Here is a 25,612-nt window from a genome sequence, read left to right as displayed (position 1 = left end):
TGATCTAAAAAAGGAGTCAAAGGATATCAAATGAATAAAAAAATTTTATCAACCTTGGCTTACGATGAAATTAAACAAGCCATTTATCAGTACCTTGTCTCTGATGCTGGTCGTGCAGAATTAGCGTCATTAGAGCCAATTGCTGATGGGGAAAAGATCAGAGAATGGTTGGATGAAACAAAGGATGGTGCAGACGTTCTCCGGCTAGAAGGCGGGATTTCACTGCCTAAGCTAGAGGATATTGCGCCACAAATGAAACGTCTGGAAATTCAAGGAACGCTGAGTGGTACGGAGTTAGCCCACGTATCCCGGGTGCTGAAAACGACTGAAGCAATGACGACTTTTTTTGATCGGCTTCAGGAAAAAGAAGTTGAGCTTCGTCGCCTTTATGCTTTTGTTGGTCAAATCAGTGCTTTGCCAGAAATTGTTGAACGGTTGAAACGGTCAGTTGAGGACGATGGTCGAATTCTCGATACGGCTTCTGTTGAACTTGCTCAAATTCGACATCAAATTTCACGCACTGAGGCCACTATTCGCAGTAAAATGGAGGGTTACACACGTGGTAACGACGCTAAGTACCTGAGTGAGGGGATTGTAACCATTCGAGATGGCCGGTTCGTCATTCCAGTAAAGGCGGAAAATAAATCGCATTTTGGTGGCATTGTGCATGACCAAAGCGCTACTGGGCAAACTTTGTTTATTGAGCCAGGCGCTGTCGTTGAATTGAACAACCAATTACGACAACATCAGATGGCAGAGCAACAAGAAGAGCGTCGGGTGTTAACCGATCTGTCAGACTTGCTGCGGCCTTATCAACCAGAAATTGAACATAATGCTGTGATTCTGGGACATTTAGACTTTATCAATGCAAAGGCCAGATACGCTCACCAGTTAAAGGCTACGGAGCCCGCTATTTCTGAAGCTAACATTGTTAAATTAAGAGGTGCTCGCCACCCCTTAATTGATCCAAAACGGGTGGTAGCGAATGATATTGCGATTGGAGAAGATTATAAGGCGATTATCGTCACTGGTCCCAACACTGGTGGGAAAACAATCACACTGAAAACTTTAGGGCTCGCTCAATTAATGGGTCAGTCTGGTTTGTTTATCTCTGCTAATGAAAATAGTCAAATTGGCATTTTCAGTGCTGTTTTTGCTGATATTGGTGATGAACAATCAATTGAACAAAACTTGAGTACTTTCTCGTCACATATGGATAATATTGGGACGATTTTAAATCAAGCGGACCAAAGGAGTTTAATTCTACTTGATGAAGTTGGTGCGGGAACTGACCCTCAAGAAGGGGCGGCTCTTGCAATGGCCATTTTAGATGATATCGGTAGTATCGGTAGTTATGTTGTGGCGACAACCCACTACCCTGAATTGAAGGCATTTGGTTACAATCGTGCGGATACCATTAATGCCAGCATGGAATTTGATACGGAAACGTTGAAACCAACGTATCGGCTATTGATTGGGATTCCGGGTCGGAGTAACGCGTTTGAAATTGCAGCGAGATTAGGAATTAAACCATCTATTATTGCTGAGGCACGTGAATTAACCAATCAAGATAATCAGGATATTAACAACATGATTGCTGACTTAACAGCCCAAAAGAAGGCTGCCGAAGAGGAAGCTAGCCAGTTAGAAATTGAATTGGCCGAGGCAACCGCAATTCACGATGAACTGAAAACACGGTTCAACAAATTGGAAACGCAAAAAGATCGCTTAATTGAAGATGCTAAAGATCAGGCTAACAAGATTGTTAATGACACTCGGAGCCGGGCAAATGAGATTATTAGTGACTTACACAAGAAACAAATTGCAGCTAATCAATCGGTTAAGGAAAACGAATTAATCGCAGCTAAGGGCGCCATTAACGCCCTACAACAAGATCCTTCATTAAAGAAGAATAAAGTTCTTCAGCGCGAAAAACGGCGTCACGATTTCAAAAAGGGCGACGAAGTCTTTGTGAAGTCATACGGACAAATGGGTACTTTAATGAAGAAGTTGTCCGATACTGAGTGGGAAGTACAAATGGGAATCATCAAGATGAAGATTGACGAGGTTAATCTTGATAAGATAAAGCCTGAGGCAACAAAGGTGAAAGCACCCCGGGCAACAATCCGACGGTCTGGTTCTAGTGGCATGAGCCCGACCTTGGATTTACGTGGTAAACGATACGAAGAAGCGATGGCTGAGGTGGATCGTTATATTGATTCGGCACTCCTAGCCGGTTACCCGTCGATTACAATTATCCATGGTAAAGGGACCGGTGCCCTTCGAAAAGGGGTTACAGAGTACCTAAAGAGCAATAAACGGGTAAAAGAGTTTGGCTTCTCACCTGCTAATGCGGGTGGAGATGGTTCGACCATCGTCAAATTTTAATTGAGCAGATGATTTGTAAAAAGTTCAGAGTTTGATATACTTACTTAATGTAATTAAGAGAAGGAGTGACTAGAATGAGCGTAGTAGAAACGACTGATAAGACGTTTGAAAATGATACGGCTCAAGGTGTCACGTTGACTGATTTTTGGGCAACATGGTGTGGACCTTGTCGTATGCAATCCCCAGTAGTGGAGAAGCTTTCCGAAGAAATGGGTGATCAAGTCACATTCAATAAGATGGACGTTGATGCAAACCCAGAAACTGCACAAAAGTTTGGCATCATGAGTATTCCAACACTTTTAGTTAAGAAGGATGGCCAAGTGGTTGATTCAATCGTTGGTTACCATTCAAAGGAACAACTCGAAAAGGTTTTGACACAATACGTTTAAGAAAAAAAGATTTCAGCCGAAGGGCTGAAATCTTTTTTAGTTCTCTGATGGATTAATAATGGTGAGCGTTTGTGGGTCGACTTCTTCAGCCTCTAGTAAGTCCTTTGGATCAACGTGAACGGTAATTTCGATGCCATGCTTTTCCTTTTTGACTTCGGCTTCAGCGATGAAGCCAAGTTGTTGTTCGACCTGTTGTGCTAAAAAACCAGCTTCAAGCATGAATGATTCAGGTTGCTTCAAGCGGGGTTCCACTTCGATTCCGGATAACAGCCAAACCACTTGTTTTGTTGTTGTTTTAACTTGCTCAAGGTGGCCAAATTTAGCTTGTTCGAAGAAGGTTATCTCATCGCTTTGATTTGCTAACGGGAATCGACGAGCAAGCTTTTTTCCTTCGAAGTATAAAATATTATTCACGTCATCACCCATAAGATCGGGAAGCACAACGTCGCGAAGAAGGGCTAAACCGAATAAGTCTGAAAGTCGGTCGTTACTTAAGTATTGCGAATAAATTGAGTTTTGCATGATGTCATCCTTTTTATTAATAATACAAATAGCGTACTCTTTCTGAATCATTAAAATCAAGTCATTTATGAAATTTTGAACACTTGAAACTCAGTTCGAAAAAAGCGATAATTGAGTTTCAGAGTAAATCGGAAAAAGAGGGGTACAAAAATGGCACAAGCTATTGGTTACATGGACTCAGGAGTCGGCGGGTTAACGGTTGTAAAGGAAACGCTCAAGCAGCTACCTTACGAAACGGTCTATTTTTTTGGTGACCAGGGACGACTCCCGTATGGCCCTCGCTCAGCGACAGAAGTTTCTCAATTTGCCGGGCAAATTGGTCAATATTTATTGGATAAAGACATTAAAATGTTTGTGATTGCTTGCAATACAGCAACGTATGCGGCATTAGATGACTTACGTGCCATGCTGCCAATTCCAGTAATTGGCGTTATCTCACCAGGTGCGCGGGCTGCGACTAAAGTAACCCGTAATCACAAAATTGGTTTGATTGCAACGGATGGCACCATTAAGAGTCAGGCTTACGAAAAGTCGATTCTAGCTAAAGATGGGCGTAACGAAGTATTCAGCGTAGCCTGTCAAAGCTTCGTAACGTTAGTTGAGGATAATGAGTACACGACCGAGAAAGCCAGAGAAATCGTTAAAGCGTCATTGAAAGATTTTGACGGTACAGGAATCGACACCTTAATCTTAGGGTGCACGCATTTTCCACTCCTCAAGCCATTCATTCAAGAAGCAGTCGGGCCTGATGTGACACTGGTAGATCCTGCTGTAGAAACCGCTAATATGGTTACGACTATGTTGGATTACTTCGAATTGACGAATGCTACGTCTAAAAAAGAATTAGCTGATCAATACTTTACGAGTGGCGATTCAAAGCGATTTGAAGCAATTGCCAATGATTGGTTACCGCAAAACGATATTCAAGCGATTCATGTCCCAATCACGGATCTCGAAACGAAATGAGGAATTGAAGCATGACTAAAGACAAACTCGTTATTGCCACTAAAAATGCTGGCAAGGCGGCCGAATTTCGGACTATTCTAAAGCCAAAGGGGATCAAGTTACTGACCTTAGCTGATTTTGGCAATCTTCCAGAAATCGAGGAAAATGGTCAAACGTTTCTAGAAAATGCACGAATAAAAGCGGAGACCATTGCCAAGCTGACTAATTTGTCCGTTCTAGCCGATGATTCAGGTCTAATGGTTGATGCATTGAATGGAGAACCTGGTGTTCACTCAGCAAGGTATGCTGGCGATCATGATGATGTGGCCAATAATGCTAAATTGTTAGCTAACTTGGCTCAAGTACCAGATGAAGAGCGTACCGCCAAATTTCATACCACGCTAGTACTAGTGAGTCCGAATGGCCATCAATTGGTGAGTGAGGGCGAGGTTCGTGGTAAAATTCTAACGGCTGGTCGTGGAGAGAACGGGTTCGGGTATGATCCGCTATTTTATGTACCGGAATTAAATCGAACGATGGCTGAATTAAGTGCGACTGAAAAAAACGCCATTAGCCACCGTGGTCGGGCAACGAAGCAGATGATGACTAAATTTGATGAGTGGTGGGCGAATAATGAGAATTTTAGTGATTAGCGACAATCATGGCGATCAAGCCATTTTAAATGAGGTAAAAGCAAAGAATCCTGACGTAGATGCCATTTTTCACTGTGGTGACTCGGAGGGACAGGTAACGGATCCATTTTTTGAAGATACCTATTTTGTTCGGGGAAACAATGACTTCAACGATGGATTCCCAGAAGAAGTTTTGGAGACCATTGAAGATCAAAACATTTATATGACGCATGGCGATCATTACGGCGTCAATATGGATTTGACACGGTTAGCACTAAGAGCCAAAGAGTTACGTGCCAATATGGTTTTCTTTGGTCATACCCATAAGTTGGGCGTTGAATGGCAAGATGATTGCTTATTTGTTAACCCGGGTAGTATTTCACTGCCACGTGGTGAGTATGCTAGCATTGGTGGTACCTTTGCAATTGTTACCGCAACCAAGACGATGTATGAGGTTGATTATTTTGATCGAAACAGTCAGCTTATTTCAAGTTTGAGTACTGTCATTAAACGCTAGAAAGAGGTGGGAAAATGTTAGACCGCGCCATAGAGGAACTATTACGGATGTCAGGTGATGGGTATTTAATTCCGGCAGATGTTGTCGCCAACGTCACTGAGACCAATGATTGCTATCATGCTTTATTGGTGCTTTCCCAAACGGGTTACTCTAAAATTCCAGTTCTCAATAATCGAGGTCAGTTTCGCGGATTTGTTTCATTAGCCTTGATAACGGCTCAAATGATGGAGAGTGTAAAAATAAATCCTGACCGACTTCGCGATATTCAAGTTGGGGATGTGATGGAAAAAGATGTTGCGGTTATTGACCATCCTGATGATTTAGAACAGATTCTTAACCGACTAGTGGATGAACCGTTTCTGCCAGTTGTTGACCAAATGGGTACGTTCACTGGCATTATCACTCGCCGCGAGATTTTGAAACGGGTTAACTTCCTGGCTCATAATTTAGATGAATATTTTGATGTACAGACCAAATAAAAGCGTATTTGAGAAATTTTCTCAAATACGCTTTTATTAGTTAATATAACTGGTTGGTAAATCAATGCCTGCTTCACGAATTGCTCGAAGGTAGGCGGATAAGAATGCTCGCTGGACAAGCAATTGGTCACCAGGAGTCGTGTAGGCGCTGACCTGAATAGAAAGATGACCAGCTGTAGTTGTGGCAGTACCGAGATACGTTGGCCCTTTTGTAATTTGAGGATACTTAGGTGTTAATTGATCGTTAACTTCAGCAATGATGCTGTGAATTTTCTCAAGTGGGGCATTTGGGTAAATATTGATTTCAATTAATGCTCGCATTTCATTTCGGGATAGGTTGCTGACAATCTGGATATTGCGATTTGGAATGAAATTAAGGGTGCCATCGTAACTGGTGACTTGGGTAGTACGCAAACCGATGGCAGTTACCGTTCCTTCAATACCATCTAACTTCACGGCATCACCAACGTCTAGTTGTTGTTCCAGGATAATGAAGAATCCAGTCACAATATCTGAGACGAATCCTTGCGCACCAAGTCCTAATGCCAAACTGAAAATTCCGGCACCGGCAATGAGCGTTCCCACTGGGACGCCCATCATGGTTAGCAGTGCATATAGCCAAAAGAAAAGGATAATGTAGGAGAAGCTGTTGAGTACCAGCGAATTAATCGTATCGATTCGATTGGAGTTAGCGTTTAAAAGACGTGAACTTTGGTATTTTTTAAAGCTTTTGCGAATGATAAGCCGACCAATCCAACGAATGACGAGAAATAGGAGACTGAGGAGCAAAAATTGAAACAAGCGACCGGTAATTAAGTCGAATATTTTATCCCAATCATAACGATTGATGAAATGCGACCAAAAGGTAGAAAATGACGCAAAGATAATTTTGGGATACATGGTTTAACTTCCAATCTATAGAATATTAAAACTAGTGTAGCAAAATTTTAGTCACTTGGAAATGCAACCTCGTTTTTATTGCGAAGCCTAGAGGTAAATGCTATGCTAATGATAGACTAAGAGTTACCAAAGGAGGCGTCATAATGACGGGTGGACAAATTGCTGGCTTAATCGCAGCAAGTGCATTTTTGATTTTGGTTATATTTATCGGGATTTTCTTAATGAAGATGACGAAAACGTTGGGTGAGGTTAATCGCAGTGTTAAGACATTGACTGATGATGCGGATGTGCTTTCACGACAGGCTGAAAATCTTATGGCCAACGCAGATCAACTTTTGACTGACGTTAACAAAAAGTCTGCCAAAATTGACCCAGTATTCCAGGCAGCCGGTGATCTTGGCCAGAGTGTTTCGGACTTGAACGAGGCAACTAGAAATCTAACGAGTCGCGTGACAAGTTCACGAAAGCATCATAAAGGGAATTCGGCATTAACAAAAATCGTTGCAACTGCAATGGGAATCTATTTAAATCGGCACGACAAATCAAATAAATGATTGGAATGAGCTAAATGGGAAAAAAAGGACTTGTATTCGGACTACTTGCAGCAGGCGCAGGTGTTGCTTACGCTAAGTATCGTTCATTGGATGAAGATGAACAACGTGAAGTTCGCGAAGTTGTTTTGGACAAGGTAGACGCAGCTAAAGACCGTGCAGTGGATTATGCATTTTATGCGAATGATTTATTGGACGATTTGAAGGACGCTTGGAATGACCATAAGCTTCAGGATGATACAGATTTCGATGGCTACGAAAATGCCAGTGAGGATGATGATATTATTTTGAGCAGTGATGATCTCGTTCAAAATGAAACCCCAGAAGACTCGGATTATGAAAATTCAACGGTAACCTTTACACCAGATTCAGATAAGTAATCAAAAAATCAGCCCATCATTGAGGGCTGATTTTTTATTTATCCTACATAAGTAAGATCTTTTGATGTATGCGTAAAGGGTTCATTACCAGTTTCTGTAATATGAACACAATCTTCAATTCGAACTCCAGCGACACCTGGAATGTAAATCCCAGGTTCAATCGAGAAGCACATGCCTGGTTCAAGAAGTAAATCGTTTCCTTCCATAATTGAAGGGTATTCGTGTTCACTCATTCCCATTCCATGGCCTAAACGGTGAATGAAGTATTCGCCGTAGCCTGCCTTGGTGATGACATCACGAGCAACCTTATCAAGAGAAGCAGCTGTAATACCTGGTTTAGCGTAGTCTTGGGCGGTTAACTGTGCTTCTAGACAGACATTATAAATATCGAGTTGTTTCTCGGTTGGTTTACCCAAAGCGACAGTTCGAGAAGCATCACTAATATAACCTTCCCAAACCGTCCCAAGATCAAACAAAATGAGTTCGTTGTTTTCAAATTTTGTACCATTAGTAGCACCATGTGGTTCGGCTGCGTGTGCACCAGCTTGAACCAACGTATCGAAACTCATTTCCATAATTCCTTTTTGTTTTAAGGCATATTCAAGGTCTGCGGCCACCTGTTGTTCACTACGACCAGCTTTAACTGCGACAAAACCTTGCTCAAAGGCAAAATCGGCCCACTTACCAGCGATATTCAATTTTTCAATTTCGTCTGGGGTCTTAATTAAACGCATTTTTTCGAAGAATGGCGAAATGTTGAGATCAAATGTTGCACTCGTAAATGTCGTTTTCAATGCTTCAAGTCGCTCAACGGATAATTGCGTTTTTTCTAATGCAATTGATTTAACGTTGGCGTTACGCTTATTAACTTGAGCACCAATTTTTTCCCATGGATTTTCGTGATCTAAGTAACCGTAAACAGGGTACTTGAATCCGGTATCCTTGATTGCTTCCACTTCAAGAGCGGGGGCAAACATAAATGGATCTTGGTCTGGGAACACAAGCAGGGCTAAAACCCGTTCAATTGGATCACTGTAGAATCCAGTTAAATATTGAATCGTTTTTGGATCGCTGACATAAACGAGGTCGGCCTTTTGGCTATCGGCCCACGTTTGAATCTGTTCTAACTTTGACATCTAATCACCTCTATAGAATTGTTTACATTATAGCACGTGAGATATGTCGGTTTGCTTGAAAATTTACAACGAAAGGGTTATTATTCTCATGAAAGCGTTTTCAATTTGCATTTACTTTCATAGTTTGCTATATTATTCTGGTTGATGAAAAAATTAATGAAAACGTATGATATAAGTTAAGAAAGGGCTATCACGATGGACAAACAAACTGTAACTATTTATGACGTGGCCCGAGAAGCTGCTGTATCAATGGCAACAGTTTCTCGTGTAGTCAATGGGAATCCAAACGTAAAACCAGCCACACGGAAAAAGGTTTTGGAAGTCATTGATCGACTAGATTATCGGCCCAATGCTGTTGCACGAGGTCTAGCAAGTAAAAAAACGACAACGGTGGGGGTTATTATCCCTGACGTGACAAATATTTATTTCTCGTCATTAGCACGAGGAATCGATGATATCGCGATGATGTACAAGTACAACATTATTTTGGCTAATTCAGATGAAAACGGCCGTAAAGAAGTTCAAGTTTTAAATACCTTAATGGCCAAGCAAGTCGATGGCATTATTTTCATGGGTAATGAAATTACGGATGACTTGCGTAAAGAATTCGAACGTTCAAAGGCACCAGTTGTCTTGGCGGGTTCTGTTGATGAAACTGGTGAAACCCCAAGCGTTAATATCGATTACGTAGCTGCTGTTCAAGAAGCTGTTAAGAACTTAATTGATCATGGCAGTAAGAAAGTTGCGTTTGTTTCGGGACCAATGGACCAGGCAATTAACAGCGACTATCGTCTTAAGGGATACAAGCAGGCACTTGCGGCTGCAGGTATCGATTACGATGAACGATTTGTCTTCGAAACTGACTACTCATATCAAGCAGGGCAAGCGCTTGAACCAGCGTTAACAGCTGCTGGAGCCGATGCAGCCTTTGTTGGAGATGATGAGTTAGCTTCTGGTGTTTTAAACGGGTTAACGGATGCTGGTATTGACGTACCAGGCCAATTTGAAATTGTCACAAGTAACGATACCAAGTTAACCGAACTTGTGCGACCAAAATTATCGTCTATCACACAACCACTCTATGATATTGGTGCGGTGGCAATGCGTTTGCTCACCAAACTTATGGAAAATGAAGACGTAGAAGACAACAATGTGGTATTGCCATACGGCTTGATGAAACGACAATCAACAAAGTAAAGAAAGAACGCAGATGCGTTCTTTTTTGTTATATAATGGTTGAAATGAAATATTAGCTTTTAATTTGAAACCTTGAGGTGATCAATATCGATGAACTTGATAGTAGACTTTCCAGAAGGCAAAACCCCAGCGCTGCAAAACTGCGACCACGGCGATCGTTTTTTAATATTTTATGGGGACTGATTATGACAGTCTTAATCTTAACCGCTGTCATGAAAGTTACCATCTTTTCACCTTCCTACGTGGCAAATAAGGCGGAGCAAACTGATGCGGCGCAGGAGCTAGTAACCAGTGTTAATACTGATTTGAATACGGCAGGGGTTACGCAAAATATTGTGACGAATAAAATGATGGGCGCTGTGTTTGAAACGGAGTATCGTCTGTTACTTAATGGTAACGTGGCGTCAGCACAATTATCACAACAAATCCAGGCGAGAATCAGCTCACTGATTAGCCAACGTGCAGAAGTAACTGGTGTCTCATCGCAGATTTCAAGTACGCTATTGAAAGCAATTTCTGCAGAATTAACTAGCCAGTTTCAACAAAAAATTCATTCTAAAGTAGCACCCGTTCAATCGGAATTGTATGCTGCTAACCAATACAATTTTTATGCCATTGTTGCGAGTGGTATTTTAATGATCTTGATGTTCGTTATTTCGATTTTTAGGCATCACTTCTGGCGCTCGTTTGGACCTGGTTTACTTATTGCTGGTCTTCTAACTGCTGGCGCGGCTGGTGGCATTATGCTCCAATATTCTGACCTAGTATCAGGTCTATCCACCATTCAAGTTCAATTAGCTAACACAGTTGGCCAAAGTACAGTTGTGATGGCGGGCTTTATCGGACTAATGATGCTGCTTTTGGGATTCATGATTACGATGGGACATAGAGTCTTTAGCAAAAACTAAGTTAAGTTCAGCACATAAAGCGGGTTCAGTTATTGAAAAAACTGATTGAGCGTGCTAAACTACTAGATGTCTGTTTTATATAGATTACTAATTATAAGAAAAGAGGAGTTCAGATGTCAGGACATTCAAAATGGCATAACATACAAGGACGTAAAAACGCCCAAGATGCTAAACGTGGAAAAATCTTCCAAAAAATCTCACGTGACTTGTACCAAGCTGCAAAAGCAGGTGATCCTGATCCAGCGAACAATCCTCAGCTTAGATTGGTAATGGAAAAGGCACGCGCAGCTAACATGCCTAAAGATAACGTACAACGTGCGATTGATAAGGCTTCTGGTGTTGGTGGCGCTAAGTTCGAAGAAATTACCTATGAGGGTTATGGACCAGGCGGAACCGCAGTAATGGTTTCTGCATTGACTGATAACAAAAACAGAACGGCGGCCGCTATTCGTTCTGCATTCACTCATCACGGTGGCGCATTAGGAACTGATGGTTCAGTTGCTTACATGTTTAACCGTAAGGGCTACATTGTTATTTTACGTGACGGCTTAGACGTTGATGAAGATACAATGTTAATGGATGCACTGGATGCTGGCGCTGAAGATATGAACACAACGGATGATAGCTTTGAAATTTTCACTGCATCATCTGATATGGCTGCGGTACGAGACAGTTTACAAGATAAGTATGATCTTGATACTGCCGAGGTTAGATTGTTCCCTGAGAACACGACTGAAGTACCAGCTGACAAAGTTTCACAATACCAAGGTTTAATTGATGAACTTGAAGATAACGATGATGTTGCTGATGTTTACGAAGCAGCTACGTTACCTGAAACAGCTGAATAATTTAGACCTAAACACGACTTGTTAAATCAGGTCGTGTTTTTTTGTGTCCAATTCCGTATTTAGGTTTGAACGGAAAGGACGTGAATTATTTGGAAATTTATCGGCAAGCGAATCATTATTTAAACCTGGCGATTACTCATCGAAGCTCGGATATCTTTATTTTGCCCCAGAAGGGACGCTACGTCATTCAGGAGCAACGGGGAACACGATTGGAAACTATTGGCCATTTACCATTTTCAGAAGGGCAGCGGCTAATTTCTTATTTTAAGTTTCATGCCAATATGGCTATTACAGAGCAACGTCGGCCGCAGTTAGGGGCGATGAATTATCAATTTCAAAAAGCCACGCTTAACCTACGATTATCTACGGTTGGTAATTATTTAAATGAGGAATCTTTGGTTATTCGGCTCATTTATCCAATTGCATTGATTAAGCAAGAATTTTTGTTTGAAGAACAAATCAATCAGTTGATGACTTGGCAACAGCAGCGGGGGTTAATTTTATTTGCGGGTCCAACGGGTTCTGGTAAAACAACTTCGATTTATCACTTAGTACGAAAAGTGGCAGAAGGAAAATTAGTTTTGACGATTGAAGATCCGGTCGAGGTTAATGAGCCGAACTTTTTACAACTTCAAGTGAATGAAGAAGCCAATATGTCCTATCAAGCGCTGATTAAAGTCGCGTTAAGGCATCGACCTGATATTTTTATTATTGGTGAAATACGCGATCAAGAAACGGCTCAGGCTGCTATCCAAGCAGCGTTAAGTGGTCACTTAGTCTTAAGCACCGTTCATGCGCAAACCGCCTATGGTGTCTTCCAACGCTTGAAACAGCTGAAGCTTGATTCGAATCTTATTGAGCAGGCATTGACTGGGGTGGCCTACCAACGATTGATTCCCAGTCAATCGGGAACTGTTAAGGCGCTATATGATTTTTGGAGCCCGAAAGATGGTTTATCTGATCTGCCTTCGGGAATGTCGAAGCAGTGGGAGACCTATTTAGAAATGGGGGTGAAGCGCCATGAAATCAGTGCAGAGACAGCAGCACAATTTAAAGCGGGATAGTTGGAAGATTCCTGTCCAGGCAAGATTCATCAAATTACTGGCACAACTGATGGATTCCGGCTTCTCACTCAAACAAGCGGTGAAATTTTGTGAGGTAATTATGCCTCAACAGGCCGAAGACATTTCGGTAATTCATCAAAAATTGGCAGACGGAACCTCATTTGAGCAAAGTACCCACGGCTACTTTTCAACACAGATTGCCAGTCAGATTAAAGTTGCAGAAGTTCATGGTGAGTTGAAACTAGCGCTAACGGAGATGAGTCAACTACTAAGGCTACAAATGCAACAATTAAAGAAAATTAAAGCATTACTGCGATATCCGATGGCGCTATTGGGACTATTGCTGATATTGTTTGTGGCGCTAAAAATCTGGGTGTTTCCGGCAATTGCGGGTTTGACACCAAACGGTGCTGCCAAATCCAATCAAAGTGTGCCCACAGTTTGGGTGCTTTTTGGTCTTGTTCCAGTTATCGTTTTAGTTTGGGTGATGTTTGAATTGCTAAAACGCCTAGATTATCTGGCAAAATTACGCTTACTTTGTCGAATTCCCTTAATCGGTCACGTTGTGGAACGTTACTATCAGTATCAACTACTGGTTAATGTTGTTATTATGCTCAAAAGTGGTTTGCGTTTACAGGAGGTGTTGGCAAGTTCAAAGCAATACGCCTCAAAGTCCTTTTTATTTGAACTTGGTACACAGATTACCTCACAGTTGGAAGCGGGGGAGACGCTGCTCACTATTATTCAACAAGAACCTTTAGTACCAAACGAGTTGGGTGTGTTCATCCAAAAAGGAGAAACTGGCGCTAAGTTAAATGAAGATTTACTGGTGTTTTCGAAGATGATTTATCGAGAACTAGTAGAAAGAATCGAACAGCTTATTCAGCTCATCCAACCGATAATGTTTGCGGTAATTGGTTTCTTTATTGTACTGACTTACTTAAGCTTATTAATTCCGATGTATCAAACTGTAGGAGGAATGAACTATTGAAAAAACGTGAAGGTTTTACATTAATCGAAATGGCGATTGTCTTGTTTATTATTTCGTTATTGATACTTATCGTCATTCCAAATATTGGCTCACAACGTGATCATGCCCAGAAAATCCATTCACATGCTATGAAAACGGTGATTCAAACACAGATTGATATGTATGTTGATGAAACGGATGCTGATACGGTGACCTATCCGGTTTTAGAAAAGAAGGGCTATTTAACCCGAAAACAAGTTGACGAGGCAAAGCGGGAGGGGATTTCAATTCATGGCAAGGAAGCACTTCAATGACAGAGCAGGATTTACGTTGATTGAAATGGTCGTTGTTTTGGGTCTTACCTGTTTGCTGCTCGGTATTGGTACTTTTGGTGCTCGTCATATTGCCCAACGGACGACGAAGATTGAGGCAGCATTTTTTTCTGAGTTGAAAGAAAACTGGCAAGTTGCGCAGTTTAAGGCCAGGCAGGCTAATGAACCGCTCCTGATTAAAATGGGGAAAGAGCAATCTGTACTATTTCAGTGCCGTGATTGGCATCAAAGAATCAAGGTTCCGACAACCTTGGCTTTAGCCCGCAATTATGAACTAAAAATGACGACTAAGGGTAATGTTAGACCGATGACAATTATCTGGTACTCAGATGTTGGACCCGCTGAATACAGGCAGACTGTTCAAATGGGATGGGGGATCTATCGTGTGGATCGAAAAGTGCAAGATTAGATCAGGCTATTTATTAGTGGAAGCCTTATTTAGCCTTATTTTAGTTGCTGGAACGGCGATGACATATTTAAGCATTCACACTATCATGCAGCAAACAGAAATTCAAAATGTCAGTAAAGTGAATCGAACGAGGCGAGTATATGAGCAAAAAATTCGCGAAAAGAAATAGGAAGGGCTTCACGATTGTGGAAGTGGTGGTGGCCTTAGTTGTGATGGGCCTCATGCTACTAACGATTCAAATCGTGATGCCCTTACTAAATCATCAGCAGTCAGATGACTTAGCCTGGCACTATGCATTAGCGGAAATTGAACAAAATAATGAAGCGTTTAAAATTACTCAAGTAAGGCGTAATCGGCTAAAACTTGAGGGGCGTAAAGGTACTAAACCGTATTTGCTCCTGCAAAATAAACAGTCCCTCATTCTATCAACGCCTGAAGGAGGCTATGTTCCCTTAATGGACCACGTGGCAGATGTTTCATTTTCTGAGGTCACAGCGCGATTTGTTGAATTGAGACTCGTGGTACAACGGGGACGAACCTTTACGGCAGTTTTATCAAACGAGGTTGCTAACCATGAAAAATAAACGGAATGGATCGATGGTGCTAATGGCGGTTTGCTTTATGACGGTTGTCATGACAATCCTGCTTCTTCAAATCTATGCTTATCATCAAAGACAACTTAGTTATCACTTTGTTCAGCGAAACTATGAAGGGCGAATCGATAAGATTAAGTAAAAGCTGTGTCAACGACTGAGACTTTCACAAACTTAGCTTGAATATCCCCTTAAATCTCTGTAAGATATATTACTGAAGGAATAGTTAAAACTAAAGATGAAGGGATGCTGAAGGTACTGTCTGAGAATGAGAGTGAAACTTTATTTAAAGTGATAGATCAAAGCATTGAGATCTTGCAGCGAGAATTATCTACGTCTTATATGGATGCCTTTATCGAAACTGGTGATAACCTTTTAGAAGGGGAAATCCAGGTTGAAGATGGTAAGCCAGATTCTGAATCGGTTGCGCAGCTCAAGGCATTGTACGACTCAATTGATTTAGCTCAATTAGATGCCGAATCGATCCGCAGAGCTGTTCAATTTGCGATGTTGAAGGCCGTTCAACAAGACAAGATTCAACCTAATCATCAATTAACTCCGGATACGATTGGGATGATTGTTGGCTATCTGGTGTCTAGCCTGACAACTAATCAAAAGAAGTTGAAATTACTTGATTTAAGTGTTGGAACTGGCAATTTACTGACAACGGTGATGAATGACATCAAAAATGATGTGTCTAAGGCGGTTAGCGCTGATGCAGTCGATAACGATGACACAATGTTGGCCGTTGCACAGATTAACGCAGCCTTACAATCACTCGAGGTGAATTTAGTGCATCAAGATGCACTAAGTAACTTGAACATTTCATTGAGTGATGTTGCGATTGGCGATTTACCAGTTGGCTATTACCCAGTTGATGAAAACGCTAAGGACTTCCAAACGGATGTTAGCGAAGGGCATAGCTATGTGCATCACTTATTGATTGAACAAGCGATGGCTCATGTTAAAGCTGGCGGTTTTGGGATTTTCTTGGTTCCAGCAAACTTATTTGAGAGTGACCAATCTAAGCTATTCCTAAAATGGATTCAAGAAAAGGTCTACTTTCAAGGCTTTCTTAACTTGCCTCAAGAGCTCTTTCAAAATAAGAATGCTCGCAAATCCATTTTGATTCTACAAAATCAGGGTCAGGATGCTAAGCAGGCTGGTAAAGTAATGCTGGGAGAATTTCCATCTTTTAAGCAACAAGCTGATTTCAAGCATTTTATGGCTGAAATTATCGAATGGGAACATTCAGATCTACACATTAAGTAGCTAAAAAGGAGATTTTTATAAAATGGGAAAATCAATGGCGGTTAACGCAGGTAGCTCAACACTTAAATTTAAGTTATTCCAAATGCCAGAGGAAACTGAAATTTCAAGTGGTGTTGTTGAACGAATCGGTTTAAAGGATTCACTAGTTTTAATTAAATATGGCGATGGTCAAAAGTTTGAAGAAACGCTTGATATTGAGTCTCACGAACAAGCAATTCAAATTATGCTTGATCAATTACTCGATTTAAAGATTATCAAAGACTACAACGAAATTACTGGTGTGGGTCACCGTGTTGTTGCTGGTGGAGAATTGTTCAGTGACTCAGCATTGATTGACGACAAGGTTATCGAACAAATCGAGTCATTAGCTGAATATGCACCACTTCACAACCCAGCTGAAGCAATGGGTATCCGTGCATTTAAGAAGTTACTACCAGATATCCCTAGTGTTGCGGTATTTGATACGTCATTCCACACGAGTATGCCAGCAGTTAACTACATGTACCCACTACCTTACGAATACTACGAAAAATTTGGTGCCCGTAAGTATGGTGCTCATGGAACAAGTCACCGTTATGTTGCACATAAAGCTGCAGAAATGCTAGGTCGTCCGCTTGAAGACTTGAAGTTGGTGACATTGCATATTGGTGCTGGTGCTTCAATCACGGCTATCCAAAATGGTAAGTCATACGATACTTCAATGGGCTTTACACCATTAACTGGTGTCATGATGGCCACTAGAACTGGTGATATCGATGTTTCTCTTGTGAAGTATCTCATGGAGAAGTTAAACATTGGTATGGATGAAATGATTGATATTTTGAACCACAAGTCTGGTTTGATTGGTGTATCAGGCGTGTCTGCTGATATGCGGGATGTTGAGGGTGTTCAAGACAAGAATGATCGTGCTAAACTTGCACGTGACATGTACATCGAACGCATTGTTCGTTACGTGGGTCAATACATTGCCGAACTAGATGGCGTAGACGCAATTGTCTTTACCGCTGGTGTCGGTGAAAATGACTTTACAATCCGTCAGGAAGTTGCTGATAAATTGGGCTTCTTCGGTATCAAGGTGGACCCTGAAAAGAACCATATTCGTGGCGTTCAACGTGATTTAAGTGCAGATGATGCGACTGTGAAGACTTTGTTAATTCCAACTAACGAAGAATTAATGATTGTTCGTGATATTGAAAGATTGAAGAAATAACGATTTAGAAGGGTGTCGCTAAGGCGATACCTTTTTGTTTTCATTTTAAGTTGAAAAGAATTCAAGTAAAAAAATTAAACGTGAAATCAATTGATGTTAAAGGCGTTCCGCCATTCGATGTCATGAGGCAATTCAGCCAAGCCTTGTGGCACTGTCCTTAGATTGACTATAATAATCAAAACAGAAAGGGGAATAACATTGAGTTCTAATACTAATAATCAAGAAAACAACCAAGAGCTTTCAAGAGGATTACAAGGTCGTCACGTGCAGTTGATTGCACTTGGAGGCACTATCGGAACTGGATTATTCCTAGGGGCAGGACAATCGATTCACTTGGCGGGTCCATCCATTATCTTTGCATACTTAATTACTGGAATTGTGTGTTTTCTTTTGATGCGTGCGTTGGGAGAGTTGCTCCTTTCCGATTTAGATGCGCACTCATTCATTGCGTTTATTTCGAAATATCTCGGAAAAACCTGGGGCTTTGTCGCCGGCTGGACCTATTGGATTTGCTGGCTCACCATTGCGATGGCCGAATTAACTGCGTCGGGTCTATACCTACGCTACTGGTTCCCTAATCTCCCAGAATGGGTAACGGGAATTGCTATCCTGCTCATCTTGTTATTGATTAATTCTGTGACGGTCCGCGCTTTCGGTGAAACCGAGTTTTGGTTTGCGATTATCAAAATAGTGGCCATTTTGGGTCTGATCGCCATTGGTATTTATATGGTGGCGGTTCATTACAAGACACCGGTTGGTTACGCAGAGGTAGGTAACTTGTTTAAGGGAGGGCTGTTTGCTAATGGTAGCAACGGATTTTTACTCTCTTTCCAAATGGTTCTGTTCAGTTTTGTGGGAATCGAAATGGTGGGGATGACGGCTTCTGAAACGGCAAATCCAACTAAAATTATTCCTAAAGCAATTGATGACATTCCGTTTAGAATTATTATTTTCTACTTAGGCTCACTACTTGCCTTAATGTGTATCTATCCATGGCAAAATATTTCACCAAATCAAAGTCCGTTCGTTCAAGTGTTCTCGGCGATTGGAATCCGCTCGGCAGCAACGATTATCAATTTCGTCGTCTTGACGGCAGCCGTTTCGGCATGTAATAGTTCATTGTTTACCACAGGACGAATGCTGTTTTCACTCACGTACGGTGGCAAGTCAAAGCTGAGTGGCAAGTTAAGTAAGCTTTCTCGGACGCAGGTGCCGGGAAATGCGTTACGATTTTCTGCCATCATTATTGCTGCCTCACTGTTTTTGAATCTATTTATGCCAGGGCACGTGTTCACTTTCATTTCTAGTATTGCAACAACCTGTTTCCTCTTTATTTGGGGCTCGATTATCCTGGCTCATTTAAAGTATCGGAAAACCAAAGCTGCGAAATCGGCTAAATTCAAATTACCATTTGCGCCATTTACTGATTATTTAGTCTTAGCGTTCCTGGCAGGGGTAGGGTTAATCCTACTGATGAAGCTTGAAACCATGATTGCTTTGATTGGGTCGATTGTTTGGCTGATTGCGCTTTGGGCATTTGATAAACTCCTGAATAAACGGGCGACAAAAGCTTAATTTTGGAAGATCTCTATAAGTAGAGGTCTTTTTTAGTTTTTTCGCTATTTTCAGTGGTACTCATGATAGAATTTAGGTTAAACTTGGATATATTGACAGTGAGATGAAATAGATGATTTTCTTTACAGCAGATACACATTTTTTCCATGAACAGTTACTAGGAATTAGCGAGTTTGCGCCTAGACCGTTTTTGACAGTTGAAGACATGAACGAGGAGATTATTCGAAACTGGAATAATCGAGTGAAGCCAACTGACACCGTTTACCATCTGGGCGATATTGCGCTTTATTTTACGCATCCTGCTAAGTTGTCGAATGAGGCCGTTTTGGCGGTTTTACGTCGCTTAAACGGTCACATTGTCTTTATCAAGGGGAACCATGATAGTCGGGACTTGTTTAAGTACCTGGACAAACACAATGAGATGATTGAGGGCAAGCCTAAGTTTTCCTTCCATGATGTGGGCGTGATTGTAAAATTTAACCATCGTCAGTACTATTTGACGCATTACCCAATGATGCTAGGAATTGTTAAACAAATTATCAATTTACATGGTCATATTCATCACTATGCCGTACCCGTTCGCGAAAACATCAACGTCGGTGTTGATTCTCCGGAAACGGATTATCTGAGTGAAAAAGTGCCATTTGGGACACCATTATCAACTGCCGACATTGAACTCATGGTTGAACGTAAATTTGATGACTACAATAAGAGGCACTGAGATGAGTGATAATTTAAAAATTTTCCATACTAATGATTTGCATTCGCACTTAGAAAATTGGCCTAAGATCCGCCGGTATATTAACGCGCAACGCGCTCAATTTCGTGCGGCTGGTGATTCGGTCTTTACGTTCGATATTGGTGACGCGATGGATCGCGTACATCCATTGACGGAGGCCACGGACGGCAAAGACAACATTAAAATTATGAACGAAATGGCTTATGATGCCGTCACCATTGGGAATAATGAGGGAATTGGGAATACATTTGACCAACTCAACCACCTATATGATGAGGCAAATTTCGATGTCGTTTTGGGAAATTTACTGGTAGCTGAAAGTAGCACTCAGCCTGAGTGGGCAAAAAATGGCAAGATTTTAACGACAAACGGTGGTACTAAGGTTTTAGTACTAGGACTCACCGCACCTTATGCGGATACTTACCAGAGAATTGGTTGGCAATCAATTGCGGTGCAGACGATGTTACCGAAACTCTTGAAACGATTTGAAGGTCAAGCAGATTTTATCGTCTTGTTGTCACATCTAGGGCTGAATGTGGACCAAATGATTGCCAAACAGTTTCCACAAGTGGGACTCATTATTGGTGCTCATACGCACCATTTATTGCTAGATGGTCAGCGAATTGGCCAATCTCTCATTGCGGCAGCCGGAAAATATGGTCAGTATGTCGGTCAGATTTCTTTGTCATTTAATGATGAACATCAACTCATCAAGGATGAGGCTACAGTCGTTTCGGTAGCCGGGCTGGTGACTAAAGCTGAGGATAAAATTGAATCAGACCATTATAAGGAACTGGGCGAGCAAATGCTTACTGCTCAACCAGTTGCCAGGTTAGCAGCACCAATGGAAATGAATTGGACTGGGTATTCGCGTGTTGCTAGTGAAGGGTTGGCAGCCCTTGAAGAAGCGATGGGCACTAATGCTGCTATTTTGAATGGTGGTTTGTTTATGATTAATTTGAATGCCGGGATTGTGACCCGGAACGATATTCATAAATTGCTGCCACATTCGATGCACCCAATGAAAGTTAGCTTATCTGGATATGATTTATGGCGTCTGATTCAAGAAATGGAGAAAAATCGCGCCTTTCTCCTACACTATCCTGTTAAGGGGATGGGCTTTCGTGGCAAAATTTTTGGGACTATCGACTATTCTGGAATCAGCTATGACCGTGAAAGTGGTCGGGTTCAGTTTCGTAACCTGGATTTATCGCCACTTCAAACTTATCAAATCGGGATGCTTGATCATTATGAGTACGTTCCATATTTTCCAACAATCGAAATTATGGGCCAAAATGAAATTGATGTGAATACAGTGATTCGGGACGTGTTTGCCACTTACCTGGCCAAACATTATCCCCTTTAAGGGAGGACAGCAGTATGGACCGTAAAACAATGGAAGAACTGGTCAATGAGCAACGGGAAAAACGGGAACCCTTGGCAAACATTAGCCGAGTAGATGAAACTCATTTTTTGATTAACAATCACACCTATGAATTAGTTTCTGACCCAGCAAATAGTTTTGATGAACATGAGTTTATCGATCGATTTTCGACGGTATTTAGCAAGTATGATTATATTGTTGGTGATTGGGGCTTTGGACAATTGAGGCTAAAGGGATTTTTTGCTGATGATAAGAACGTACCAGCAGCCGATCAAATTTCAGGATTACAGGATTACTTGTTTGAATATGGCAATTATGGTGCTGGCTACTTTGTGATTTACAATAAGGATGCTAAGGTGCCGAGTCGAAGTAAAAGACGGAATAATTCGTCGCAGCGTCGAGGACGTCAAACCAACAAACCCAGTGCCAAAACACCGAGTTCAAAGAATTCAAACACCAAAAATAGCAATCAATCGACTAACAATCGCTCACGTAGTAAAGCTAAACGTAAAAAACCTTACGTTCGTGAACGCGTTTCAAAAGTGGGACCAGCTATTCAAGAGCGGGAAACCAAGGTGCAATCTTCTGGTAAGAGTAGTCACCGCCATTTTGTGATTCGAGAAAAGAAAGCAAAGAATGATGGAGTGAAATAATTGGGCAAACAGTATAAGGGATATTTTATTGATTTAGATGGCACCATTTACGCTGGGAAAAAGCGGATGCCAGCTGCCAAGCGGTTCATTGAACGGTTGCAGGCGGCGCAGATTCCGTTTTTATTTGTGACTAACAACACCACGAAACTACCAAGAGATGTAGTGAAGAATCTAGCAGATAACCACGATATTTTTGTTACAGAAGATAACGTTTATACGGCAGGCTTAGCCACGGCTGATTATTTAGATCAGTTAGCGGGTCCTGAAGAACGAGCTATTTATGTTGTGGGTGAAATTGGGCTCAATCAGGCATTGCTAAGCAAAGGATTTCATTTTGAGAACCAAAACCCGGACTACGTGGTAGTGGGACTTGATTCCGACGTCACATACCATAAATTTGAAGTGGCAACATTGGCGATTCGTAACGGTGCTAAATTTATTGGAACTAATTCAGATTCTAATATCCCCAACGAGAGAGGAATGCTTCCTGGCGCTGGATCACTCGTCAAACTAGTGGAGTACACGACTCAGCAAAAAGCGACCTATATTGGTAAGCCGGAGCCCATCATTATGAAAAACGCATTGGAGCGGATCGGTTTGTCTGCAGAAGAAGTGATCATGGTGGGAGACAACTATTTAACGGATATTTCTGCCGGTATTAACGTGGGGATGGATACATTGCTCGTATATTCTGGGCTCTCAACTCGGGAGCAAATTGCACAAGTACCAATCAAACCAACCTATGAGATTGATACTTTGGATGATTGGAATTTGGTCAATGATTAATATGCGACGGCTGCAACACTGGGGCGGTGTCGTCTTGGTGATTCTATGTATGCTGAGTTTGGCTATTTTTCTAACAGTCAACAGTTCATGGCTATTCCGATTGATGGTGGGAGATAGCGAAATTGTCAAAACACTAGGACTGTCTACTCATCAATTAATGAAAAACTATGGACAGCTCTTGAGCTTTTTGCAATTACCATGGGTGTCCTTAGATATGACTAACTTTCCAACCTCATTTAGCGGGATGCATCACTTTGAAGATGTTAAAAAGCTAATTTTGTTCAATAATACGGTGTTAATACTGACAATCATGCCAACCGGTCTTTATCTACGAAAATTGTATCGTGAATTTCGACTTTGGCTATTAGATTTACCACTTAACATCACGGCCATGGTGCTACTCGTTGCGAGCGCTATGATGGCCGTCAATTTCAATCAGTTTTTTATTGGCTTTCATGAGCTGTTTTTTCGTAACCAAGACTGGTTGTTTGACCCTCAGACCGATCCTATTATTTTAGTTTTACCTGAGAATTTTTTTTATGCGTGTTTTGCGTTGGCGTTCGTACTATTTGAATTACAGATTTTAGCGATTTGGCTAATGATCAAACGGCAACAAAAAAAGGCCCTTAAGCATTAATTGCTTGAGGGCCTTTGGTCTATGCGGCAGTTGATTTGGAAAACTTACTTTTGAGGAAGGTATAAACGGCAGGTAAGAGGGAAACGACAATAATAGCGAGAACGACTAAGGAAAAATGCTCCTTCACGAAATCGATATTACCGAAGAAGTAGCCGGCACCACAGAATAGGGCAACCCAGATGACCACTGCCGATAAGTTGAATTTGATGAAATGACGGTAAGTATAACCGGTTCCCCCAGCGATGAATGGGGCAAACGTCCGAATGATTGGCATGAACCTTGCAAGGAAAATACCAATCACGCCATGATTATCAAAGAATTGTTCGGCTTGTTGAAGTTGCTCGTCCTTGATGAATTTTTTAAACCAGGGATACTTCTGTAGGATGATGGAAGCTTTCGAACCCAGGAAGAAGTTTAACGAATCACCCACTGCAGCGGCTACCAGGAATAGAACAATGAAGAGTGTAATGTTTAAGTGGTAAGTCGGATTGGCTGACAAAGCAGCTGCAGCAAATAGTAATGAGTCGCCAGGCAGAAACGGTAAGATAACCGCTCCGGTTTCGACTAAGATAATGGCGAATAGTATAAAGTAAGTCCATCCTCCAAAAGCGTTTACTAGACTTACGAGGTGTGCGTCAACGTGAAGCACAAAATCAATTAATGTCCCCATAATAGTTCCTTTCAAATAACGTAATTTCAATGACCTATTGTATCAGATTTTAAGAATTCCCGAGGACTATTTAGTGTAAGTTAAGTAATTCTTTATCGATAAAAAGTCACAGGCGTTGCATTTGCAGGGGAATGTATGGAATAATGAACGGTGATTAATCTAGTAAAGAGGAGTTTTTAAAGTGTACCCACAATTAAGCTTAGATGAAGCAAAGGGACCAAAAGTTAAATTAGCAACTACAGCAGGCGACATTGTATTACAACTTTTTCCAGAACAAGCACCCAAGACAGTTGAGAGTTTTACGACGTTAGCAAAGTCAGGCTATTACGATGGCACAATTTTCCATCGTGTCATTAGTGACTTTATGCTCCAAGGTGGCGATCCTACCGGTACGGGTATGGGCGGCGAAAGCATTTGGAAGGAACCATTCGAAGATGAGTTTTCAAAAGAGCTCTATAACATTCGTGGTGCCCTTTCTATGGCGAATGCCGGTCCTAATACTAATGGCAGTCAATTCTTCATTGTACAATCAAAAGCAATGACAGATACGATGCTTGAACAAATGACCGATGCGGGATTCCCTGAGGAAATCGTCGCTAAGTATAAAGAGGGTGGCACCCCATGGCTTGATTTCAGACATACTGTGTTTGGACAAGTTGTTGAGGGGATGGACGTTGTTGACAAGATTGCGATGAGCAAGACTGACGAGATGGACAAGCCATTGAAAGAAGTTGTCATCGAGACCGCTACTGTTCTATAGAACAAGAGGTGAATCGAATGGATTTAAAAATTGGAATGCAGGTTCATGGTCGAGTGACAGGAATCCAACCGTATGGGGCTTTTGTCGAAATCACACCTCATAAGCAAGGACTCATCCATATTTCGGAGTGTCATGAAGGATACGTGAAGGATATTCACGATTATCTTAAAGTGAACCAAGAAGTAGATGCGGTTATCCTGGACATTGATGAATACACCGGCAAGGTTTCACTTTCGTTACGTGAAACGGAGACGAATGCTAAACCAGTTAAAAAGAACCACCGTAAAGTCTATTGGACTAACCATACTTTGCACCTCGGGTTCCAGCCTATAGCGGAGCGTCGAGAAGGGTGGCGTAAAGAAGCGCTACGAAATTTGAAGAATCAATAAAATAGTGTTGACGTAAACATAGATGGCTGATATTATAATACTCGTTGCCAATTTGAGTATCATGAATATTCAGCCATTTTTTATAAAATAACTGTTGACATAGATTAATTAACTTGGTAAGCTTAATAGCGTTGTTTAGTAAGACGACGGGACGTCCAGTACGATGAATAAAAATTCATTTTTATAAATAAATGCTTGACAGCTTCTAAGTCGTTATGCTAAACTAATTAAGTTGCTTGCGAGAGTGAGTAAAGCAAAGTAGACCTTTGAAAACTGAATAAAGTTTCGACGAATCAAATGTGCAGGGCGATTCAACTTAGGTTGAATCCAAAACAAACATTTGCGAAGTCAATTCGCTAGTAACAATCAATATGAGC

General features: G+C 41.4%; 31 protein-coding genes. 27 read left to right on the top strand and 4 right to left on the bottom strand.

Annotated elements, in window-relative coordinates; genetic code table 11:
- Positions 1-30 precede the first annotated feature (30 nt).
- A complete protein-coding gene (locus LOSG293_RS05610; RefSeq protein WP_034528041.1) occupies positions 31-2,388 on the top strand; it encodes an endonuclease MutS2 in 2,358 nt (785 codons plus the stop codon).
- Between the two features lie 74 nt (positions 2,389-2,462).
- Positions 2,463-2,777, top strand: coding sequence for a thioredoxin (gene trxA, locus LOSG293_RS05605; RefSeq protein WP_034528039.1), 315 nt, complete (start codon positions 2,463-2,465; stop codon positions 2,775-2,777).
- A gap of 36 nt (positions 2,778-2,813) precedes the next feature.
- On the opposite strand, the gene LOSG293_RS05600 is transcribed toward trxA, so the two are convergent.
- Positions 2,814-3,350, bottom strand: a complete 537-nt coding sequence (locus tag LOSG293_RS05600; RefSeq protein ID WP_081919908.1) for a YslB family protein — start codon at positions 3,348-3,350, stop codon at positions 2,814-2,816.
- Between the two features lie 99 nt (positions 3,351-3,449).
- Between LOSG293_RS05600 and racE the strand changes: the two genes are divergently transcribed.
- From racE to cbpB, 4 genes are read left to right on the top strand one after another with little or no spacing between them, the layout of a single operon-like run.
- A complete protein-coding gene (gene racE / locus LOSG293_RS05595; RefSeq protein ID WP_034528035.1) occupies positions 3,450-4,265 on the top strand; it encodes a glutamate racemase in 816 nt (271 codons plus the stop codon).
- An 11-nt stretch (positions 4,266-4,276) separates the two neighbouring features.
- Positions 4,277-4,897: an XTP/dITP diphosphatase gene (locus LOSG293_RS05590; protein WP_034528033.1), complete on the top strand. Its 621-nt coding sequence runs from the start codon at positions 4,277-4,279 to the stop codon at positions 4,895-4,897.
- On the top strand, positions 4,878-5,393 hold the full coding sequence (locus LOSG293_RS05585) for a metallophosphoesterase (RefSeq protein WP_034528030.1): 516 nt from the start codon (positions 4,878-4,880) through the stop codon (positions 5,391-5,393). Before LOSG293_RS05590 ends, LOSG293_RS05585 begins: the two co-directional genes overlap by 20 nt.
- 14 nt (positions 5,394-5,407) lie before the next feature.
- Positions 5,408-5,872, top strand: a complete 465-nt coding sequence (gene cbpB, locus LOSG293_RS05580) for a cyclic-di-AMP-binding protein CbpB (protein WP_034528027.1) — start codon at positions 5,408-5,410, stop codon at positions 5,870-5,872.
- Between the two features lie 36 nt (positions 5,873-5,908).
- On the opposite strand, the gene LOSG293_RS05575 is transcribed toward cbpB, so the two are convergent.
- On the bottom strand, positions 5,909-6,772 hold the full coding sequence (locus tag LOSG293_RS05575) for a mechanosensitive ion channel family protein (RefSeq protein ID WP_034528024.1): 864 nt from the start codon (positions 6,770-6,772) through the stop codon (positions 5,909-5,911).
- 143 nt (positions 6,773-6,915) lie between these two features.
- Between LOSG293_RS05575 and LOSG293_RS05570 the strand changes: the two genes are divergently transcribed.
- Positions 6,916-7,326, top strand: a complete 411-nt coding sequence (locus LOSG293_RS05570; RefSeq protein ID WP_034528021.1) for a DUF948 domain-containing protein — start codon at positions 6,916-6,918, stop codon at positions 7,324-7,326.
- Between the two features lie 14 nt (positions 7,327-7,340).
- Positions 7,341-7,703 (top strand): YtxH domain-containing protein, encoded by a 363-nt coding sequence (locus tag LOSG293_RS05565; RefSeq protein ID WP_051907231.1) that lies wholly within the window; start codon positions 7,341-7,343, stop codon positions 7,701-7,703.
- Between the two features lie 38 nt (positions 7,704-7,741).
- On the opposite strand, the gene LOSG293_RS05560 is transcribed toward LOSG293_RS05565, so the two are convergent.
- Positions 7,742-8,839, bottom strand: a complete 1,098-nt coding sequence (locus tag LOSG293_RS05560; RefSeq protein WP_034528018.1) for a M24 family metallopeptidase — start codon at positions 8,837-8,839, stop codon at positions 7,742-7,744.
- Positions 8,840-9,034: 195 nt separating this feature from the next.
- Between LOSG293_RS05560 and ccpA the strand changes: the two genes are divergently transcribed.
- The 17 genes from ccpA to LOSG293_RS05480 all read left to right on the top strand — a co-directional run bounded on the left by ccpA (position 9,035) and on the right by LOSG293_RS05480 (position 23,416).
- Positions 9,035-10,036 (top strand): catabolite control protein A, encoded by a 1,002-nt coding sequence (ccpA, locus tag LOSG293_RS05555; RefSeq protein WP_034528016.1) that lies wholly within the window; start codon positions 9,035-9,037, stop codon positions 10,034-10,036.
- Positions 10,037-10,221: 185 nt separating this feature from the next.
- Positions 10,222-10,944, top strand: coding sequence for a hypothetical protein (locus LOSG293_RS05550; protein WP_034528013.1), 723 nt, complete (start codon positions 10,222-10,224; stop codon positions 10,942-10,944).
- 113 nt (positions 10,945-11,057) lie between these two features.
- Positions 11,058-11,792 carry a YebC/PmpR family DNA-binding transcriptional regulator gene (locus LOSG293_RS05545; RefSeq protein WP_034528011.1) on the top strand — a complete coding sequence of 245 codons (735 nt, stop codon included), beginning with the start codon at positions 11,058-11,060 and terminating at the stop codon, positions 11,790-11,792.
- Between the two features lie 89 nt (positions 11,793-11,881).
- Positions 11,882-12,856 carry a competence type IV pilus ATPase ComGA gene (gene comGA, locus LOSG293_RS05540; protein ID WP_081919907.1) on the top strand — a complete coding sequence of 325 codons (975 nt, stop codon included), beginning with the start codon at positions 11,882-11,884 and terminating at the stop codon, positions 12,854-12,856.
- Positions 12,813-13,847, top strand: a complete 1,035-nt coding sequence (gene comGB / locus LOSG293_RS05535; protein ID WP_034528009.1) for a competence type IV pilus assembly protein ComGB — start codon at positions 12,813-12,815, stop codon at positions 13,845-13,847. Before comGA ends, comGB begins: the two co-directional genes overlap by 44 nt.
- Entirely contained in the window at positions 13,844-14,140 is a 297-nt protein-coding gene (gene comGC, locus LOSG293_RS05530; RefSeq protein WP_034528006.1) for a competence type IV pilus major pilin ComGC, read from the top strand. The genes comGB and comGC overlap by 4 nt, the downstream gene beginning before the upstream one ends.
- Complete coding sequence (locus LOSG293_RS05525) at positions 14,118-14,567, top strand: prepilin-type N-terminal cleavage/methylation domain-containing protein (protein ID WP_034528003.1); 450 nt, start codon at positions 14,118-14,120, stop codon at positions 14,565-14,567. Before comGC ends, LOSG293_RS05525 begins: the two co-directional genes overlap by 23 nt.
- 140 nt (positions 14,568-14,707) lie before the next feature.
- The gene (locus LOSG293_RS05520; RefSeq protein WP_034528000.1) at positions 14,708-15,151 is read left to right on the top strand and encodes a competence type IV pilus minor pilin ComGF; all 444 of its coding nucleotides are present in this window, start codon (positions 14,708-14,710) and stop codon (positions 15,149-15,151) included.
- On the top strand, positions 15,141-15,302 hold the full coding sequence (locus tag LOSG293_RS09970) for a hypothetical protein (protein WP_160171708.1): 162 nt from the start codon (positions 15,141-15,143) through the stop codon (positions 15,300-15,302). The genes LOSG293_RS05520 and LOSG293_RS09970 overlap by 11 nt, the downstream gene beginning before the upstream one ends.
- A gap of 104 nt (positions 15,303-15,406) precedes the next feature.
- Positions 15,407-16,432: a class I SAM-dependent methyltransferase gene (locus LOSG293_RS05515; RefSeq protein WP_034527997.1), complete on the top strand. Its 1,026-nt coding sequence runs from the start codon at positions 15,407-15,409 to the stop codon at positions 16,430-16,432.
- A 22-nt stretch (positions 16,433-16,454) separates the two neighbouring features.
- Positions 16,455-17,642: an acetate/propionate family kinase gene (locus LOSG293_RS05510; protein WP_034527995.1), complete on the top strand. Its 1,188-nt coding sequence runs from the start codon at positions 16,455-16,457 to the stop codon at positions 17,640-17,642.
- 198 nt (positions 17,643-17,840) lie between these two features.
- A complete protein-coding gene (locus LOSG293_RS05505; RefSeq protein WP_034527992.1) occupies positions 17,841-19,217 on the top strand; it encodes an amino acid permease in 1,377 nt (458 codons plus the stop codon).
- A gap of 112 nt (positions 19,218-19,329) precedes the next feature.
- On the top strand, positions 19,330-19,938 hold the full coding sequence (locus LOSG293_RS05500) for a metallophosphoesterase family protein (protein ID WP_034527990.1): 609 nt from the start codon (positions 19,330-19,332) through the stop codon (positions 19,936-19,938).
- A 1-nt stretch (position 19,939) separates the two neighbouring features.
- Positions 19,940-21,322 (top strand): bifunctional metallophosphatase/5'-nucleotidase, encoded by a 1,383-nt coding sequence (locus LOSG293_RS05495; protein ID WP_034527988.1) that lies wholly within the window; start codon positions 19,940-19,942, stop codon positions 21,320-21,322.
- 14 nt (positions 21,323-21,336) lie between these two features.
- Positions 21,337-21,993, top strand: a complete 657-nt coding sequence (locus LOSG293_RS05490; RefSeq protein ID WP_034527986.1) for a YutD family protein — start codon at positions 21,337-21,339, stop codon at positions 21,991-21,993.
- A complete protein-coding gene (locus LOSG293_RS05485) occupies positions 21,994-22,779 on the top strand; it encodes a TIGR01457 family HAD-type hydrolase (RefSeq protein ID WP_034527984.1) in 786 nt (261 codons plus the stop codon).
- Positions 22,772-23,416 (top strand): TIGR01906 family membrane protein, encoded by a 645-nt coding sequence (locus LOSG293_RS05480; RefSeq protein WP_034528084.1) that lies wholly within the window; start codon positions 22,772-22,774, stop codon positions 23,414-23,416. Before LOSG293_RS05485 ends, LOSG293_RS05480 begins: the two co-directional genes overlap by 8 nt.
- A gap of 19 nt (positions 23,417-23,435) precedes the next feature.
- On the opposite strand, the gene LOSG293_RS05475 is transcribed toward LOSG293_RS05480, so the two are convergent.
- Positions 23,436-24,086, bottom strand: coding sequence for a VTT domain-containing protein (locus LOSG293_RS05475; protein ID WP_034527982.1), 651 nt, complete (start codon positions 24,084-24,086; stop codon positions 23,436-23,438).
- Between the two features lie 181 nt (positions 24,087-24,267).
- Between LOSG293_RS05475 and LOSG293_RS05470 the strand changes: the two genes are divergently transcribed.
- Together LOSG293_RS05470 and LOSG293_RS05465 are read left to right on the top strand one after the other, a co-directional pair.
- Positions 24,268-24,846, top strand: a complete 579-nt coding sequence (locus tag LOSG293_RS05470; RefSeq protein ID WP_034527980.1) for a peptidylprolyl isomerase — start codon at positions 24,268-24,270, stop codon at positions 24,844-24,846.
- 17 nt (positions 24,847-24,863) lie between these two features.
- A complete protein-coding gene (locus LOSG293_RS05465; RefSeq protein ID WP_034527978.1) occupies positions 24,864-25,235 on the top strand; it encodes a CvfD/Ygs/GSP13 family RNA-binding post-transcriptional regulator in 372 nt (123 codons plus the stop codon).
- Positions 25,236-25,612: the final 377 nt, after the last annotated feature.

The organism is Secundilactobacillus oryzae JCM 18671 (genome assembly GCF_000740055.1).
Classification (GTDB): domain Bacteria; phylum Bacillota; class Bacilli; order Lactobacillales; family Lactobacillaceae; genus Secundilactobacillus; species Secundilactobacillus oryzae.
The sequence above is the reverse complement of the archived record's forward strand: the minus strand, read 5'-3'. Positions and strand labels throughout refer to the sequence as shown.

What these genes read in the sequence shown, in the direction of transcription:
- LOSG293_RS05525 (WP_034528003.1), top strand. Translation starts at nt 14,118, where the DNA reads ATGGCAAGGAAGCACTTCAATGACAGAGCAGGATTTACGTTGATTGAA.
- LOSG293_RS05545 (WP_034528011.1), top strand. Translation starts at nt 11,058, where the DNA reads ATGTCAGGACATTCAAAATGGCATAACATACAAGGACGTAAAAACGCC.
- LOSG293_RS05565 (WP_051907231.1), top strand. Translation starts at nt 7,341, where the DNA reads ATGGGAAAAAAAGGACTTGTATTCGGACTACTTGCAGCAGGCGCAGGT.
- LOSG293_RS05585 (WP_034528030.1), top strand. Translation starts at nt 4,878, where the DNA reads ATGAGAATTTTAGTGATTAGCGACAATCATGGCGATCAAGCCATTTTA.
- LOSG293_RS05465 (WP_034527978.1), top strand. Translation starts at nt 24,864, where the DNA reads ATGGATTTAAAAATTGGAATGCAGGTTCATGGTCGAGTGACAGGAATC.
- LOSG293_RS05570 (WP_034528021.1), top strand. Translation starts at nt 6,916, where the DNA reads ATGACGGGTGGACAAATTGCTGGCTTAATCGCAGCAAGTGCATTTTTG.
- LOSG293_RS05575 (WP_034528024.1), bottom strand. Translation starts at nt 6,772, where the DNA reads ATGTATCCCAAAATTATCTTTGCGTCATTTTCTACCTTTTGGTCGCAT.
- LOSG293_RS05490 (WP_034527986.1), top strand. Translation starts at nt 21,337, where the DNA reads ATGGACCGTAAAACAATGGAAGAACTGGTCAATGAGCAACGGGAAAAA.
- ccpA (WP_034528016.1), top strand. Translation starts at nt 9,035, where the DNA reads ATGGACAAACAAACTGTAACTATTTATGACGTGGCCCGAGAAGCTGCT.
- LOSG293_RS05475 (WP_034527982.1), bottom strand. Translation starts at nt 24,086, where the DNA reads ATGGGGACATTAATTGATTTTGTGCTTCACGTTGACGCACACCTCGTA.
- LOSG293_RS05500 (WP_034527990.1), top strand. Translation starts at nt 19,330, where the DNA reads ATGATTTTCTTTACAGCAGATACACATTTTTTCCATGAACAGTTACTA.
- LOSG293_RS05550 (WP_034528013.1), top strand. Translation starts at nt 10,222, where the DNA reads ATGACAGTCTTAATCTTAACCGCTGTCATGAAAGTTACCATCTTTTCA.
- LOSG293_RS05590 (WP_034528033.1), top strand. Translation starts at nt 4,277, where the DNA reads ATGACTAAAGACAAACTCGTTATTGCCACTAAAAATGCTGGCAAGGCG.
- trxA (WP_034528039.1), top strand. Translation starts at nt 2,463, where the DNA reads ATGAGCGTAGTAGAAACGACTGATAAGACGTTTGAAAATGATACGGCT.
- cbpB (WP_034528027.1), top strand. Translation starts at nt 5,408, where the DNA reads ATGTTAGACCGCGCCATAGAGGAACTATTACGGATGTCAGGTGATGGG.
- LOSG293_RS09970 (WP_160171708.1), top strand. Translation starts at nt 15,141, where the DNA reads ATGAAAAATAAACGGAATGGATCGATGGTGCTAATGGCGGTTTGCTTT.
- LOSG293_RS05610 (WP_034528041.1), top strand. Translation starts at nt 31, where the DNA reads ATGAATAAAAAAATTTTATCAACCTTGGCTTACGATGAAATTAAACAA.
- LOSG293_RS05495 (WP_034527988.1), top strand. Translation starts at nt 19,940, where the DNA reads ATGAGTGATAATTTAAAAATTTTCCATACTAATGATTTGCATTCGCAC.
- racE (WP_034528035.1), top strand. Translation starts at nt 3,450, where the DNA reads ATGGCACAAGCTATTGGTTACATGGACTCAGGAGTCGGCGGGTTAACG.
- LOSG293_RS05510 (WP_034527995.1), top strand. Translation starts at nt 16,455, where the DNA reads ATGGGAAAATCAATGGCGGTTAACGCAGGTAGCTCAACACTTAAATTT.
- comGB (WP_034528009.1), top strand. Translation starts at nt 12,813, where the DNA reads ATGAAATCAGTGCAGAGACAGCAGCACAATTTAAAGCGGGATAGTTGG.
- LOSG293_RS05520 (WP_034528000.1), top strand. Translation starts at nt 14,708, where the DNA reads ATGAGCAAAAAATTCGCGAAAAGAAATAGGAAGGGCTTCACGATTGTG.
- LOSG293_RS05600 (WP_081919908.1), bottom strand. Translation starts at nt 3,350, where the DNA reads ATGATTCAGAAAGAGTACGCTATTTGTATTATTAATAAAAAGGATGAC.
- LOSG293_RS05515 (WP_034527997.1), top strand. Translation starts at nt 15,407, where the DNA reads ATGCTGAAGGTACTGTCTGAGAATGAGAGTGAAACTTTATTTAAAGTG.
- LOSG293_RS05480 (WP_034528084.1), top strand. Translation starts at nt 22,772, where the DNA reads ATGATTAATATGCGACGGCTGCAACACTGGGGCGGTGTCGTCTTGGTG.
- LOSG293_RS05560 (WP_034528018.1), bottom strand. Translation starts at nt 8,839, where the DNA reads ATGTCAAAGTTAGAACAGATTCAAACGTGGGCCGATAGCCAAAAGGCC.